Here is a 12772-nt window from a genome sequence, read left to right on the forward strand (position 1 = left end):
AACTCATGAACAAGTCCGTCGTACTGGTAGATGCATGTTGTGACATACCCAGATCTTTTCTGGAAAATCATCAAATTGAAATCCTGCCTAACTACATTGCCTCAATAAAGCGTTACTACACAGACACCAAAGACCCAAGGGAATCACTGGAGTTTTACAACGCTCTGCGCAAACGAAAAGAGAAGATGACGCATACAGGGATTTCTGAGGAATTTTACAGTTCACTACTGTTAGACAGACTCATTCATGAATTTGATTCTGCATTGATCATCACCAGTGACCAGACTTTCAGCCACAACTACCGGCTCATCAAAGAGGTTGGAATTCTAAATAAAGAACGTATCACTACGGTCAGAAAAAAACTCGGACTGGACCCTTGCTTCAAAATCAAACTGATAGACAGTAATTCGGTAGCATCAGGAGAGGGTCTATTACTACATGAATGTATCCGTCTAATCAAGGAAAAAGCATTGGCGCTAGACGAGATTCCAACGCTGCTTAAGGGAACAATTAAACAACTACGCACCGTATTCGCCATCCGACATCCGGATTTTTTCAAAAACAGCACCTTATTGAAACGGGCAGATAGTGAAAATAAGTATTTTGGCACCCTAGATTATCAATTGACCAAGCTAATGGGACATCGCCCTGTTATAAGCCTGACCGAAGGGCAATATCAGCTCACCGATAAAGAGAAAAGCTTTGACGATGCGGTTAAGAATATTACCGCGCAGGTTCAACAGGCTATCGATGGAGGCTTAGATAAAACCGTCATCAATATTAGCTACGCCGGCCATCTTGCCGAACTTCGGGCCAATCATCATATTTCCCAACTGAACCAGTTCGCCCACGAACATGATATTCGGGTACTGACATCTGTCATGAGCATCAGTGTGGCCGCTCATTTTGGACCACAATCCATCGCGATTTCGTTTGTGGAAGAGAACTAATTCACCTCAACCCGGTTTAGCGCACACTGTTCACCATAGGGCGTTAACTTCCAGGCACCTTTTCGAACAGCCACCAAACCGTAAGAACGCAACAATACCTTAATACTATAGAAAGTGTTTTGAGGTATTTTAAGATCTACAAACGCATGTGCCTCGGGCGCCATTCGACCCAATGCCGGTTTTTCCTGATCAAGTACCTGATCAAAGAAGCTGCTTCGGACTTTAGCCTCAGATTGTTCGTCCATAACAATTGGAGCAATGGCCAGAAAAATTTCGTCCAATGACCACTCAGTATGATGATTGATCGTTTTCAGAGTTCCACCATAAAAACATTTACACTGATAGGGCAAAGTAACTTTTTGATCGAACAACGGCTGCAAACGATTCTGCCGCAACTGCTCCATCTCCTTTTTCAGTAAGGCGATCTGCCGACGCAGAATATTGACCTCCTGGCCACTATGTTTAGAAACATGCTCAGGCCGCACCCATCCCCGCGCCGGAGCTTTATCAAGCATTAGCTCATAACTGGTTTCGGTAGCATGAAGCAAAGTACTTTGATCATGCCAAAAATAGTGATCTGCCATTTTCAGCTGATTGACAAACTCGTGCAGCCTGGTCTTATCCGCTGCATTGCCGTAAGGTTTGTTTTGGCCGTTATAGATCAGACTGACAATCGGTTTATTAGTGGCCTGAGCAGAAGCAAACAGACGGTGCATATAACCAACACCTGTTGGCGACAGCGGCCCGTACTGATGACCAACGATAAGGTATAGGTAATCAGCATTGTTAAGACAATTCAGATTCAGCTTCCACAGATAATTATCAGTATGTTTAGGAAATGAAAAGCCACTGACATTAGCTCCTTGCGCAACCAGGCACTCCTGCACCATACGCGTTTCAGAGCTTAGGTCAGCCTGAGTAGAACCAACCATTACCTGATAACTCAAATCACTCATTTGCTAATTATCCTTATCACCAATAGATGTCTTTCCGACCAACTGTTGGACAATAACATCACGAACATGTTCCTGAAAATGTAAATCATAACGTCGATCGAATACCACATTCATAAACTCTACGATAATCATCGCCGTTAAACCCCAGATACGATACTGCTGATATTGGTATTCTGGAATCTTTAACCCAGTAAGTCTTTGCCGACTCTCTGTAAAAATCGGTGCGGTGGTCAGAAAAAACTCCAAAGGAACCGTGAATATCTCATCGATTTCGTCACTGGAGTGCCCCCAACTAGCGCTGCTATGCACCATCCCCACAAATGGTGTGACATGAATACCTGCTTTGGAAATAACCGGAGACAATTCACCGACAATGGTCACCTTATCTGCTTCTATCCCAGTCTCTTCCTCTGTTTCTCGCATCGCTGTTGCCATCAGACTGGCATCCTGAGACTCTACCTTACCACCTGGAAAAGATATTTCACCGGCATGTTGACTGAGGTGTTCAGACCTGACGGTAAACATCATCTCCAGGCCACTGGAAGGAGTTTCGATAAACGGCAGCAATACAGCAGCCTCTTTGGGGAAAGCACCGAGTACAGGCTCTGGTTTGTGCTGAGACAGGGAACGCTGGATCCGGATTATAGTTTCATTCTTATTCAGCTTTTCGTACATAGGTTGATTCTACTCGTTTTGTGACACGGTTAGTGCAGTTTTTACTACTCTGTACAAAAATAAGACATAAAGGGGGATGGCTTATAGACTATTTTTGGTAATATGCAAGGATATTAAGTTGTAGTTATGGAAGATTTTAATATGACTCATGAAGCGTTTGATTTTGAAAAAATGGCTCTGCTTGCCAAAGAGGATCCTCAAGCCCTTGAAAACTGGCTGGAAGAACGGGTTGAAGAATTAATCATGAGTTCTCCAATCGAGCATCAACATAGATTGCGCGGCCTGCAGTTTCAAATTGATATGGAGCGAAAGCGCGCCTCCAACCCATTGGCTGCCTGCATAAAATTATCACAGATGATGCATGACTCGTTTTCCAAACTAAGGCATGTTCTTAATGAGGTTCAGCAAAATAACTACCAATCTTCAAATCAGGTAGACCCCACTTCCGAGGCCAAAATTATTCCTTTCGCCAGAAGCCGCTAAAAAAAGTTACAATCGGGTAGACCCAAAGCAGTGATAACAGAGACATGAAATTTTGTAGCGAATGTGCGGCTCCGCTGATTGTTGAAGTACCCGAAGGTGATCACCGTCCAAGACACGTCTGTCCCAAATGTTCAACAATTCACTATCAAAACCCCAGAATTATAGTAGGCACCCTGCCGGTGCATCAGGGAAAAATCATGCTATGTCGACGAGGCATAGAACCAAGAATTGACTTATGGACATTGCCAGGCGGTTTTATGGAGAACGATGAATCCCTGGCCGAAGGCGCCCTGCGCGAAACATGGGAGGAATCAAAAGCCCGTGTTGAAATTGAACAATTGATATCTGTCATCAGCCTGCCCATTGTGGACCAGGTTCACTGTTTTTATCTGGCCAACATGCCAATAGCAGAATACAGCACAACAGAAGAAAGTACCGAGATAGAACTATTTGCACCAGCTGACATTCCATGGCAGGAAATCGCTTTTGAGACTGTCAAAACCACCCTGCAACACTATCTCGATTCGGTTCAACAGGATCTTCCAAAACCCTATCAGGTCTGCAACACCACTCTGGGTCCAAGAAAATCTGATACCTACTGATTCTCTCCTTCATCAAGCTGGGAGGTTAAAAGTGTTCCAGACTTTTAATCTCCAACACCTCATACGCAGGTGTTTCGTAAGGATGAGCATCCAGCATTGCGGTGAGCACACGCCTTATTCTTTCGCCATCACATACAGTTTCCAACCGATATTCAGATACTTCACAAACACTCCCTCTGTTGCCAATGGCTGGCTCACTCTGCTCTCCCGGCATGAATTGGCCTACACCCAGCACCTGCCAGCAACAATGGCTATAATGACCAATATTCCCCGCACCTGCTTTAAACAGCGCCCCTTTCACTTTAGAGAGAGCGTCTTCAGGCACAAACACAATAATTTTAAACATGGTTATTTCTCATTAAGAATGTCCTGCCCATAATACTGCTGAGTTTTTTTATGGGTAAATGGTGAACTTTATATGATAAGACGATGGTTTTTGTTGATAGGCCTATTACTGACATCCTGCTCCAATACTGGCGACGGGCTCAAAACTGCCGAACAGTTCTGGGAAGCTGTCAGTCAAAAAGATTATCAACAAGCGGCAGCTTACACACTGGAGTCCGATCCGTTGTTTATTCAAAGCACTCTGTTTTTTTATCGGAACTACCAGTCCGAACTAGGTAAGCCTCAAAAACTAAAAGACCGAATTATCATTCCCACCTTGCTTAAGAACACCGACAATGACAAGACTCTCAAGCTGTTTACTATTATCACCCCCTTTGACGGCGGATACCGGGTTGCCTACAAAACCATGGTGAAAGCATTTGTCGGTGATCTGAAAAATAAGCTGGATCAGCACCTGGATGATGGTGAAAACTGGCTCGATCAGCAACTTGATGATTTCTCACAATGGCTGGAACCATGGCTTGAATACCAGGATCCAGACGAAATCGAACAATTCAGCATATGAAAATGTATAAATTTCAATGATTTAGACAAGAAAGCATTGACAGCAGAAATACCTTAGGTATTATGGCGGCCGTTCCGGAGGAGTGGCTGAGTGGCCGAAAGCGGCGGTCTTGAAAACCGTTGAGTCGAAAGGCTCCGGGGGTTCAAATCCCTCCTCCTCCGCCATTTTCTATACTGCAGTCTATTTTGCAGTTTTTTTCAGCTTCTTTGTTCCCTAGAAAATCCCAGCTTCGGTTATAAGGTGGAATATGATCCAGACTCAGATATAGAGCTGGTGAACAATACCTATCACCAGCTCTGCTTGCTTCAGAATCTGCAACCACCTCTACCCATACCTCGCCCCATTTGAGGTCCTTGTGAGTTAAGCGCCATACCTTTACCGACAGTAGTCCGCCATGCCAATTGCTGCTCACCTGACAAACTGTCAAACAGTGCCTGACGATTCTGCTGATGCAGTTCCATCAAATCATAGTTGTCAGCCATAGCCTGCAGCATTTGGCGCCTATCCGTTACGACACCGTTTTCATCTCTTAAACCACTCATGGCATTTTGCAATTCAGCATGTGAGGACCTGAACTGATCAAACAAAACCTGTTGTTCAGCAGTCAGATTCAAAGCAGTTGCCAAACCGTCAAAATCCATATCCCGTAACCCTGCCATTGGACCTCCCTGACCACCGTAATACATCATTGAAGCATTGGCTCTTTGTCCACCCATTCCAGACCTGTTTTCGTTACCAAAACCACCGCGGCCATATGCCAAAGAGGCAACCAAGGCAGTGGCCATAACCGAAACGACGATCAGTTTGTTGCGAGTTTTCATGATATTTCCCCTTCTCTATTGAACATATCCATATTCTAGGCCTGGTTCTTTAACCCCTGTTTTACTGCAACATTAACGATTGTTAATCTTCGAGGCTCTGTGCTTGCCATATACTTAGGGCATACGATTAACGGGGTCATAACGTGAAAATACTGGTGGTTGAAGACGATAAAATTCTGTCAGACTTTATTGGTAAGGGGTTACGGGAAGCAGGTTTTCTGGTTGAGCAATGTACCGATGGTAAAGAAGGGCTCTTCATTCTGGCATCTGAGTCCTTTGACCTGATCATTATGGATCGCATGCTTCCCAATGTAGACGGTTTGACGATAATCAGAACCATTCGAGCATCTGGCAATATGACTCCGGTGTTGATTCTCAGCGCGCTTGACGAAGTAGATCAAAGAGTTGACGGCTTATCCGCTGGTGCTGACGACTACCTGACCAAACCTTTTTCGTTCAAAGAATTACTAGCACGAGTGCAAGCGCTGTTACGCCGGCAAAATCAGACCAATACTGATACTACGGTTTTACAGGTAGCCGATATCAAGCTGGATTTGAGCCGACAGAAAGTCTGGTTGGGCGATGCGTTGATAAACATGCAACCTCGCGAATTTCGACTATTGGAATACCTCATGCGCCATGAAGGACAACTGGTGTCGCGCACGATGTTGCTGGAAAATGTTTGGGAATATCACTTTGACCCTCAGACCAACATTGTCGATGTTCATATCAGCCGTCTGCGACAAAAACTCGATAAAAACCGCAGCATCAGCTGTATCAGAACTGTTAGAGGAGCTGGATATGTCCTGGAAGCAAATCCGTAACCTGCTGTTCAGCTCAAGCTTTCGATTTGCTTTGTTAACCAGTAGCGTCATCTGGTTTTCTACGGTAGCAGTGTTGGTAGTGATGTTTTTTCAACTGGAACGCGACATCTGGCAGGGAATCGAAAGTAACCTTGAGAACCGGACCCAACAATTATTGGACAGTGCCCACAGCGATCCACGACAGTCCACTGAAAATCTAATCAATAAGTTCAATGGCGAAACGGATTCCATCATTGCAATTCCACGAGGCTCTCATCGTGGCATGATGTCTGGTCGAAATGGCGAGATGCGCAATAAGCATCGCTCGCTTGGGTTATCCAGCCCTCCGGAATATCTACTTAACCAGAATCAATCTGTGTCACTGGAATCAGGCAAATTGAGAGTCAGCCGGGTCATTAGACTCCCGAACGGCGATACGATCGTGCTGAAAGAAAATGTTGAATATCTGCACAATCTCGAAAACAGCCTGTGGAATACTCTCTGGGTTGGTCTGGTCGTGACTCTGGTTTTGGCCCTGATCAGCAGTATTCTGTTAACGCAACGCAGCCTGAAGCGAATTCATCAGATCAATCAGGACTGCCAGACCATCATGCAGGGCAGTCTTAACCACCGAATTCGCTATAAAAATAATGTGATACCCGTCGGAGGCAAGTCCTTTGCCGATGACTACGATCAAATGGCATTTCATATCAACAGCATGTTGGATGAAATCAATCACCTGATGGGCAGAATCCGCCAGGTGTCTGATAATGTTGCCCATGACCTTAAATCCCCGCTGGCTCGACTGCGAGTAAAACTCGAACAGGCTTACCAGAAAGGTCCCAGTCCGGAAGTCGACGAAAGCATTCAAGAAGTGGATCGCCTGCTGGCAATGATCAAATCCCTGCTTGGCATTGCGCGCCTGGAATCCGGCACTCACCAAGGATTTGAAAAAATTCATCTGCCAATGCTGCTGAACGATCTTGAGGAAATGTATCAACCTGTATTTGAAGATAAACAAATTACTTTTACAGCCAGCTCCGAAGATATCTATCTGACAGGCGACAAACATTTACTCATACAGGCTCTGGCAAACATTCTCGACAATGCCAGCAAATATACCCCTTCGAATGGTTCTGTTGAAATCAGAGCGACCGTTAGCAGTGACCATGAGTTGCAGCTAGTTATTCAGGATTCCGGACCGGGCATCCCGGAAGATCAGTTTGAACGCGTTTTTGAACGCTTTGCGCGATTGGACGAGGCCCGTAGCACAACTGGTTTTGGTTTGGGTCTGAGCCTGGTAAAAGCCATTATCGGACTCCATAAAGGTCAGATCAGGCTAGCGAATGACCACGGATTGCGAGTTCAAATACTTATGCCGCGGCTGTAGTCCATTTGATCTACAACCACAGGACCCAGGCCTATGGTTGTATCTTAACGGTAGTAAACAAAGTTAGAAGACCAAAGCCAGATCACGGATAAAAGCCCTCAATCAGCCCTGCTCCATCGCCTCATGCTTGGCCCGCATGAAATGAGAATGATGCAAATACAGCAATTCGTTGATTTTACGAATCATATGATCTTCATACTGGTCCAGCTCTCCATCGGCAAAGGCGATACGCCACAACTTAACAATGAACTGAAATTTGTGCTCAACATCAAAATGGCTATTCAGGCATTCAGTAAACCGATAAAGGTCATTTGACTCCTGTACCATCTGTTCAGCAGCCTCGATCACTTCATCCTGTTCGCGCCGGGAAAGTGAAAACTCTTGTGCCAACACTTCACGTATACTTTGAACTTCCTGTTCATCAACCCGATTATCCGCCATCATGACCTCTACCAGCAGAACAGCCTCTGCCAATTTTACGTCCAGAGAATCTGCGCTCTCCTCTTCTGCGTTAAACCACGCTAAGATCTTGTTTATCATGTATGCTTCCGGTTTTTATACAACTTATTAAAACAATGCTGTCTCCACTACGGCGAGTGCCTTACAGGAGAACTGATTTTGCAGGGCATTAGAATGTGCACCCCGGCAATACGGTTTCCTATGATTTCGCTGTTTCTATTAGCATATACCAATCGATTTCTCGTGATAGCTGATTTAATCAAATCTTTGTATAAACAATATAAAGAAACCGCTGAAAGTATGATCAAAACCCGAATCTCACACCTTCTGCAGTGTCAGATTCCACCGGGTCGGTATACGTTGTTGCACAAGGTTGACGCATTTATTCTGTCTATCATCATCAAAATGCAGTTATTACGACGTTATTCAACTGCTAAACTTGACCGTTCGGGGGTAATTTGCAATCGATGCTTAATGCGTTACACCTTTTCTTTTTGCCAAGATATTCATGTCCGCTGAAACATTACAAATGCAATTCGAAAGTTTCTGCAAATTGCTTAAGGAATAGTCCATGTTTGATTTAATCTGGTGGGGGTGCGCAATTGCACTGTTTTTTGGCTGCCTGATCCAAAGTGCAATGGGATTTGGTATGGCCATTCTGGCTGCCCCTATCATCGTACTTCTACGGCCCGAGTGGGTGCCTGTCATTTTGACGGTTACAGCGCTATCACTGAGTCTGATCAATGTCTGGAGCCTGCACTCATTCGTTCAGTGGCGCTCACTAAGACTGGCTGTCATCACCCGAATTCCCGGCACTATTCTGGGAGCCTGGATTCTGACAATTATTGCTACTCATGTTTTACAGCTAACAGTGGCATCCATCGTGTTTCTGGCAGTACTGATTTCTGCTTATGGCAAACCCTTCGAACCCACTCCAGCCAGAGTTGGCCTGGCAGGTTTTATCTCCGGCCTGATGGGCACAACCACCTCTATTGGTGGTCCGCCGATGGCGCTGATCATGCAACACAGCTCGGGAAATAGTATCCGAGCTAACTTAGCAGTATATTTTACCTTCAGCTGCGTGATGTCATTGATGTCGTATCAAGCGATTGGCCTGCTGAACTCAGACCTGTGGCTGGCGAGCCTGTCCTTTCTACCGGTGGCCATTTTTGGCTTTCTGGCTGGAAAACTCGCCCGCCAATGGGTCGACAATCGATTTCGTTCGCTACTGCTGATTTTGTGTACAGCATCAGCATCCGTCGCATTTATTGGTGCCCTGGCATTCAACCACTGAAACAGGATGTAAGGTGTTGGACATTCTGCTCCATCAACTGCCAGATCAACTCCGGACCCGGTTCGATCTGATAACCAATGGCATCGAGAGTATAAAAGCCAAGGTGCTGTTGTTCGATAAAATGTCGTATGGGTGCCTGGCTATATTGAGGCTCGGCAAATACACAACGAATCTGCTGCGAGGCAACCAGATCGTTGATGCGATGAATAGTTTTTAAGCCTGGAGCCAATTGCGGGTTCACTGATATAGCGGCTACAAAATTCAGATCAAAAAAGTGATCCATGTATTGAAAACCATCGTGCAGAACAATAAAAGGAACTTCATGGTAAGGCGCTAACTGCTGTTTCCAAACTCTGGCCTTATCCTGCATCCGGGTGGCAAATTGCCGCGCATTGTTCAGAAATAATTCGCGCTCATCCGGATCCAGTCGGGCCATACGATCAGCCAAAGCATTTACAAACCCAATTGCATTTTCAGGTGACAGCCAAAAGTGAGGGTCACTGCCATTATGCTCATGATCAGCTTCAAATTCATGATTAACGCGAAATGGAAAAATTGTAAGAGCAGAGCCGTACTCTTGCAGACCAAACACTTTGTCCTGCTTCTGACTCATAATTCTGACCAGTGAGGACTCCAGGTTAGGGCCAGCCCACACGATTAGATCTGCCTGTTCCAACTGTCGCCTTTGAGATGGTTTAAGCTGAAAGTCATGAGGAGAAGCACCGGTATTCAGCAACAACTCCGCATGGTACCGACTCTCCTTTAACACGGCACTTGTCATAGAATGCAAAGGTGCAATGGTAACTACTACACTGTTCGTATCTGCTATCGAAAAAACAGATATCATGCTAATAACCCAAAAACAGAATGACCGGACTGACAACGAGAACTCTCCCAAGCTTTGAACATTGCGACAAATGTTATAATATAACAACCTGAATATCACCTTTCATCACTAAGTTGTTACATTCATGACCACCTTGATCAAGGCTTCCGGACTTGGCTTTTCCCGGCAGGGAAAACAAATTCTTGAAAATATCCACGTAACTCTGGAAAAGAGCTCACTGGTTACATTGATTGGCCCAAATGGAGCTGGAAAATCTACATTGGTAAAAATACTACTAGGCATCCTATCACCGGACAGTGGGCAGATCGAACGTAGCCCGGGCCTCAAAATTGGTTACATGCCACAGAAACTGCATATTGACAATACGATGCCACTGACGGTTTCCAGGTTTCTGTCGTTACCACAAAAACAATCTGTACAACGCATTGAACAGGTATTGAGTATGACCGGTGTCGTACACCTGGCAAACCAATACGTTCAAAAACTCAGTGGCGGTGAAATGCAGCGGGTATTACTGTCCAGAGCATTAATCAATAACCCCGACCTGCTGGTCCTGGATGAACCCGTACAGGGTGTGGACTTTACTGGTGAAGTGGCACTTTACGAATTGATCCAAAGGATCCGTGACGAACTTGGATGCGGTATTTTAATGGTCTCCCACGATCTGCATATTGTGATGGCCAAAACCGATCAGGTATTGTGCCTGAATCGTCATTTGTGTTGCTCCGGAGAACCGGAAACAGTCTCACAACATCCGGAGTTCCGGCAATTGTTTGGTCATCACAGTAGCATCGGCATATATACCCACCATCATGACCATCACCACCACTTATCTGAGCAAGGTTAAATGTATGGATCAGTTTCTGATCATGGCAATACTGGGTGGTCTGGGGATCGCACTGATCACCGGTCCTCTGGGAAGTTTTATGGTTTGGAGGCGCATGGCCTATTTTGGCGATACGCTGGCCCACTCAGGCTTACTGGGTGTCGCTCTGGGCCTGCTCATGGCCATACAGCCATTGTTAGGACTGGTTGTAACCACCACAACGGTGGCCATTCTGCTGTTTATTCTGGATCGCCAAACACTGCTGCCAACAGATACATTATTGGGAATTTTATCCCACGGCTCACTTTCTCTCGGACTGATCGCCCTAGGGATGATTCATAACCCCGGGATTGATCTCAATGGCTTGCTATTTGGAGACCTGCTGACGTTAAACTGGAACGATATCGCCTGGATATATGCCATCGGTATCGCAGCACTGCTAACACTCACTGTGATATGGAAATCCTTACTGTTGATGACTGTTTCAACCGAACTGGCAGCAGCCGAAGGCGTTGCGATCACCCGTATACAGCTGATCTTTTTGCTGTTACTGGCCTTTACCATTGCCATCGCAATGAAAGCCGTAGGTATATTACTGATCACCTCACTTCTGATTGTGCCGGCAGCAACCGCCCGCCGACTCGCTCGTTCTCCCGAACAAATGGCTGTGTTCGCTTCTCTGCTGGGAAGTTTGTCGGTGTTCGGAGGCCTGTTGATGTCTTACTGGTGGGACCTGGCCAGCGGACCCGCAATCGTGATATTTGCATGTCTGCTATTCATGGCCAGCCTGTTTCGACGCCAGAGTTGATCGGTTACATCATATCTGCCAGCAATGGAATCACCGCTATTTTTTTAGATTTCCAGCGGCCTGCTGGCACTTGCCACAAATGCCGGATACTTCAATGGTTTGGGATTGAATCTGAAAACTGCGCTGCAATGCTTCCTGCTCCAACTGTTCAGTCAGATTATCCAGCTTCAACTCCTCTACCAAACCACAGCGGTTGCAAATAAAAAACTGGGCACTGTGTTTATGATCGGTGTGATGGCACACCAGGTAACTATTGGTAGAGTCAATTCGGTGGACCAGACCCAGCTGCTGCAAAAACTCCAGTCCCCGATAAACCGTAGGTGGTTTGGCATTGGGACGGGCCTGCTGCAACAAATCCAGTAACTGATAAGCGGTTAATGCTGTCTCTTGTTCTGCCAGAATCAACAATATGGTTTTCCGCAACTCAGTCAGCTTTTCACCCTGCTGCTGACATAATTGTTCTGCGGTCGTTAGAATCGCCTTTGCCATATATTCCGTTTCATCGATAATGCTGACTCCAATCATACTGAAAGAGTGGTTATGAGTCAGTTTAAAAACTACGAAACTTTACCCCAAGGTCAGCAGATCGGGCTGGAAGACGCTTTGCGCCAGCTTAAATTCAATGAACAGGAGTTAATCCCGGCCATTGCCCAGCAGCATGATACTGGAGAAGTATTAATGCTAGCCTGGATGAATATAGCAGCCATCAGGGAAACACTCGAAACCGGACAGGTATGCTACTGGTCGCGCTCACGCCAGAGCTACTGGCGCAAAGGCGAAAGTTCCGGGCATGTGCAAAAGCTGGTCAGCATGCGGTTCGATTGTGATGGCGATGCCATCCTGTTACAAGTGAATCAGACTGGACCAGCCTGCCACACCAATCGTCGCAACTGTTTTTATCTTGAAGTGAACGGCGATCAAGTTACGATCCTCACCAATCCGGCCTGA

18 protein-coding genes and 1 tRNA gene are annotated in these 12772 nt (G+C 45.8%); 12 read left to right on the forward strand and 7 right to left on the reverse strand.

Going from position 1 to position 12772, the window contains the following annotated elements; translation table 11 throughout:
- The first annotated feature begins 5 nt into the window (after positions 1 to 5).
- Positions 6 to 950, forward strand: coding sequence for a DegV family protein (locus ACQY6I_RS05320; protein ID WP_428240431.1), 945 nt, complete (start codon positions 6 to 8; stop codon positions 948 to 950).
- Here the strand turns inward: ACQY6I_RS05320 and ACQY6I_RS05325 are convergent.
- Both ACQY6I_RS05325 and ACQY6I_RS05330 read right to left on the reverse strand, forming a co-directional pair.
- Positions 947 to 1906 (reverse strand): DUF4062 domain-containing protein, encoded by a 960-nt coding sequence (locus ACQY6I_RS05325; protein ID WP_428240432.1) that lies wholly within the window; start codon positions 1904 to 1906, stop codon positions 947 to 949. The genes ACQY6I_RS05320 and ACQY6I_RS05325 overlap by 4 nt on opposite strands.
- Positions 1907 to 1909: 3 nt before the next feature.
- Complete coding sequence (locus ACQY6I_RS05330) at positions 1910 to 2581, reverse strand: CoA pyrophosphatase (protein ID WP_428240433.1); 672 nt, start codon at positions 2579 to 2581, stop codon at positions 1910 to 1912.
- Positions 2582 to 2707: 126 nt separating this feature from the next.
- Here ACQY6I_RS05330 and ACQY6I_RS05335 point away from each other — a divergent pair, with 126 nt between their 5' ends.
- Both ACQY6I_RS05335 and ACQY6I_RS05340 read left to right on the forward strand, forming a co-directional pair.
- Positions 2708 to 3064: a DUF3135 domain-containing protein gene (locus ACQY6I_RS05335; protein ID WP_428240434.1), complete on the forward strand. Its 357-nt coding sequence runs from the start codon at positions 2708 to 2710 to the stop codon at positions 3062 to 3064.
- A 44-nt stretch (positions 3065 to 3108) separates the two neighbouring features.
- Entirely contained in the window at positions 3109 to 3666 is a 558-nt protein-coding gene (locus tag ACQY6I_RS05340; protein WP_428240435.1) for an NUDIX hydrolase, read from the forward strand.
- Between the two features lie 25 nt (positions 3667 to 3691).
- Here ACQY6I_RS05340 and ACQY6I_RS05345 read toward each other — a convergent pair whose 3' ends face one another.
- Positions 3692 to 4012, reverse strand: a complete 321-nt coding sequence (locus ACQY6I_RS05345) for an NGG1p interacting factor NIF3 (protein WP_428240436.1) — start codon at positions 4010 to 4012, stop codon at positions 3692 to 3694.
- Positions 4013 to 4084: 72 nt separating this feature from the next.
- On the opposite strand from ACQY6I_RS05345, the gene ACQY6I_RS05350 reads away from it, so the two are divergent.
- A complete protein-coding gene (locus ACQY6I_RS05350) occupies positions 4085 to 4576 on the forward strand; it encodes a hypothetical protein (RefSeq protein WP_428240437.1) in 492 nt (163 codons plus the stop codon).
- A gap of 76 nt (positions 4577 to 4652) precedes the next feature.
- Positions 4653 to 4740 (forward strand) — tRNA-Ser (locus ACQY6I_RS05355).
- Between the two features lie 141 nt (positions 4741 to 4881).
- Here ACQY6I_RS05355 and ACQY6I_RS05360 read toward each other — a convergent pair.
- Complete coding sequence (locus ACQY6I_RS05360) at positions 4882 to 5397, reverse strand: hypothetical protein (RefSeq protein ID WP_428240438.1); 516 nt, start codon at positions 5395 to 5397, stop codon at positions 4882 to 4884.
- A 143-nt stretch (positions 5398 to 5540) separates the two neighbouring features.
- On the opposite strand from ACQY6I_RS05360, the gene ACQY6I_RS05365 reads away from it, so the two are divergent.
- A complete protein-coding gene (locus ACQY6I_RS05365) occupies positions 5541 to 6221 on the forward strand; it encodes a response regulator transcription factor (protein ID WP_428240439.1) in 681 nt (226 codons plus the stop codon).
- The gene (locus ACQY6I_RS05370; protein ID WP_428240440.1) at positions 6199 to 7590 is read left to right on the forward strand and encodes a sensor histidine kinase; all 1392 of its coding nucleotides are present in this window, start codon (positions 6199 to 6201) and stop codon (positions 7588 to 7590) included. The genes ACQY6I_RS05365 and ACQY6I_RS05370 overlap by 23 nt, the downstream gene beginning before the upstream one ends.
- Positions 7591 to 7692: 102 nt before the next feature.
- Here the strand turns inward: ACQY6I_RS05370 and ACQY6I_RS05375 are convergent, their stop codons facing one another.
- Positions 7693 to 8130, reverse strand: coding sequence for a TerB family tellurite resistance protein (locus ACQY6I_RS05375; RefSeq protein ID WP_428240441.1), 438 nt, complete (start codon positions 8128 to 8130; stop codon positions 7693 to 7695).
- 93 nt (positions 8131 to 8223) lie between these two features.
- On the opposite strand from ACQY6I_RS05375, the gene ACQY6I_RS05380 reads away from it, so the two are divergent.
- Entirely contained in the window at positions 8224 to 8568 is a 345-nt protein-coding gene (locus tag ACQY6I_RS05380; protein WP_428240506.1) for a DUF2721 domain-containing protein, read from the forward strand.
- Positions 8569 to 8620: 52 nt separating this feature from the next.
- The gene (locus ACQY6I_RS05385) at positions 8621 to 9343 is read left to right on the forward strand and encodes a sulfite exporter TauE/SafE family protein (RefSeq protein ID WP_428240442.1); all 723 of its coding nucleotides are present in this window, start codon (positions 8621 to 8623) and stop codon (positions 9341 to 9343) included.
- On the opposite strand, the gene ACQY6I_RS05390 is transcribed toward ACQY6I_RS05385, so the two are convergent.
- A complete protein-coding gene (locus ACQY6I_RS05390) occupies positions 9333 to 10190 on the reverse strand; it encodes a zinc ABC transporter substrate-binding protein (protein ID WP_428240443.1) in 858 nt (285 codons plus the stop codon). The two genes, ACQY6I_RS05385 and ACQY6I_RS05390, sit on opposite strands and share 11 nt — an antisense overlap.
- 124 nt (positions 10191 to 10314) lie before the next feature.
- On the opposite strand from ACQY6I_RS05390, the gene znuC reads away from it, so the two are divergent.
- Together znuC and ACQY6I_RS05400 are read left to right on the forward strand one after the other, a co-directional pair.
- A complete protein-coding gene (gene znuC, locus ACQY6I_RS05395) occupies positions 10315 to 11037 on the forward strand; it encodes a zinc ABC transporter ATP-binding protein ZnuC (protein ID WP_428240444.1) in 723 nt (240 codons plus the stop codon).
- 4 nt (positions 11038 to 11041) lie between these two features.
- Positions 11042 to 11824: a metal ABC transporter permease gene (locus tag ACQY6I_RS05400; RefSeq protein ID WP_428240445.1), complete on the forward strand. Its 783-nt coding sequence runs from the start codon at positions 11042 to 11044 to the stop codon at positions 11822 to 11824.
- Between the two features lie 36 nt (positions 11825 to 11860).
- On the opposite strand, the gene ACQY6I_RS05405 is transcribed toward ACQY6I_RS05400, so the two are convergent.
- Positions 11861 to 12313, reverse strand: coding sequence for a transcriptional repressor (locus ACQY6I_RS05405; RefSeq protein ID WP_428240446.1), 453 nt, complete (start codon positions 12311 to 12313; stop codon positions 11861 to 11863).
- 51 nt (positions 12314 to 12364) lie between these two features.
- Between ACQY6I_RS05405 and hisI the strand changes: the two genes are divergently transcribed.
- A complete protein-coding gene (gene hisI, locus ACQY6I_RS05410; RefSeq protein WP_428240447.1) occupies positions 12365 to 12772 on the forward strand; it encodes a phosphoribosyl-AMP cyclohydrolase in 408 nt (135 codons plus the stop codon).

The organism is Gynuella sp. (assembly GCF_050297175.1).
In the GTDB taxonomy this organism is placed as follows: domain Bacteria; phylum Pseudomonadota; class Gammaproteobacteria; order Pseudomonadales; family Natronospirillaceae; genus Gynuella.

What these genes read in the sequence shown, in the direction of transcription:
- ACQY6I_RS05325 (WP_428240432.1), bottom strand. Translation starts at nt 1,906, where the DNA reads ATGAGTGATTTGAGTTATCAGGTAATGGTTGGTTCTACTCAGGCTGAC.
- ACQY6I_RS05405 (WP_428240446.1), bottom strand. Translation starts at nt 12,313, where the DNA reads ATGGCAAAGGCGATTCTAACGACCGCAGAACAATTATGTCAGCAGCAG.
- ACQY6I_RS05390 (WP_428240443.1), bottom strand. Translation starts at nt 10,190, where the DNA reads ATGATATCTGTTTTTTCGATAGCAGATACGAACAGTGTAGTAGTTACC.
- ACQY6I_RS05320 (WP_428240431.1), top strand. Translation starts at nt 6, where the DNA reads ATGAACAAGTCCGTCGTACTGGTAGATGCATGTTGTGACATACCCAGA.
- ACQY6I_RS05360 (WP_428240438.1), bottom strand. Translation starts at nt 5,397, where the DNA reads ATGAAAACTCGCAACAAACTGATCGTCGTTTCGGTTATGGCCACTGCC.
- ACQY6I_RS05350 (WP_428240437.1), top strand. Translation starts at nt 4,085, where the DNA reads ATGATAAGACGATGGTTTTTGTTGATAGGCCTATTACTGACATCCTGC.
- ACQY6I_RS05370 (WP_428240440.1), top strand. Translation starts at nt 6,199, where the DNA reads ATGTCCTGGAAGCAAATCCGTAACCTGCTGTTCAGCTCAAGCTTTCGA.
- znuC (WP_428240444.1), top strand. Translation starts at nt 10,315, where the DNA reads ATGACCACCTTGATCAAGGCTTCCGGACTTGGCTTTTCCCGGCAGGGA.
- ACQY6I_RS05330 (WP_428240433.1), bottom strand. Translation starts at nt 2,581, where the DNA reads ATGTACGAAAAGCTGAATAAGAATGAAACTATAATCCGGATCCAGCGT.
- hisI (WP_428240447.1), top strand. Translation starts at nt 12,365, where the DNA reads ATGAGTCAGTTTAAAAACTACGAAACTTTACCCCAAGGTCAGCAGATC.
- ACQY6I_RS05400 (WP_428240445.1), top strand. Translation starts at nt 11,042, where the DNA reads ATGGATCAGTTTCTGATCATGGCAATACTGGGTGGTCTGGGGATCGCA.
- ACQY6I_RS05335 (WP_428240434.1), top strand. Translation starts at nt 2,708, where the DNA reads ATGGAAGATTTTAATATGACTCATGAAGCGTTTGATTTTGAAAAAATG.
- ACQY6I_RS05345 (WP_428240436.1), bottom strand. Translation starts at nt 4,012, where the DNA reads ATGTTTAAAATTATTGTGTTTGTGCCTGAAGACGCTCTCTCTAAAGTG.
- ACQY6I_RS05385 (WP_428240442.1), top strand. Translation starts at nt 8,621, where the DNA reads ATGTTTGATTTAATCTGGTGGGGGTGCGCAATTGCACTGTTTTTTGGC.
- ACQY6I_RS05340 (WP_428240435.1), top strand. Translation starts at nt 3,109, where the DNA reads ATGAAATTTTGTAGCGAATGTGCGGCTCCGCTGATTGTTGAAGTACCC.
- ACQY6I_RS05380 (WP_428240506.1), top strand. Translation starts at nt 8,224, where the DNA reads ATGTGCACCCCGGCAATACGGTTTCCTATGATTTCGCTGTTTCTATTA.
- ACQY6I_RS05375 (WP_428240441.1), bottom strand. Translation starts at nt 8,130, where the DNA reads ATGATAAACAAGATCTTAGCGTGGTTTAACGCAGAAGAGGAGAGCGCA.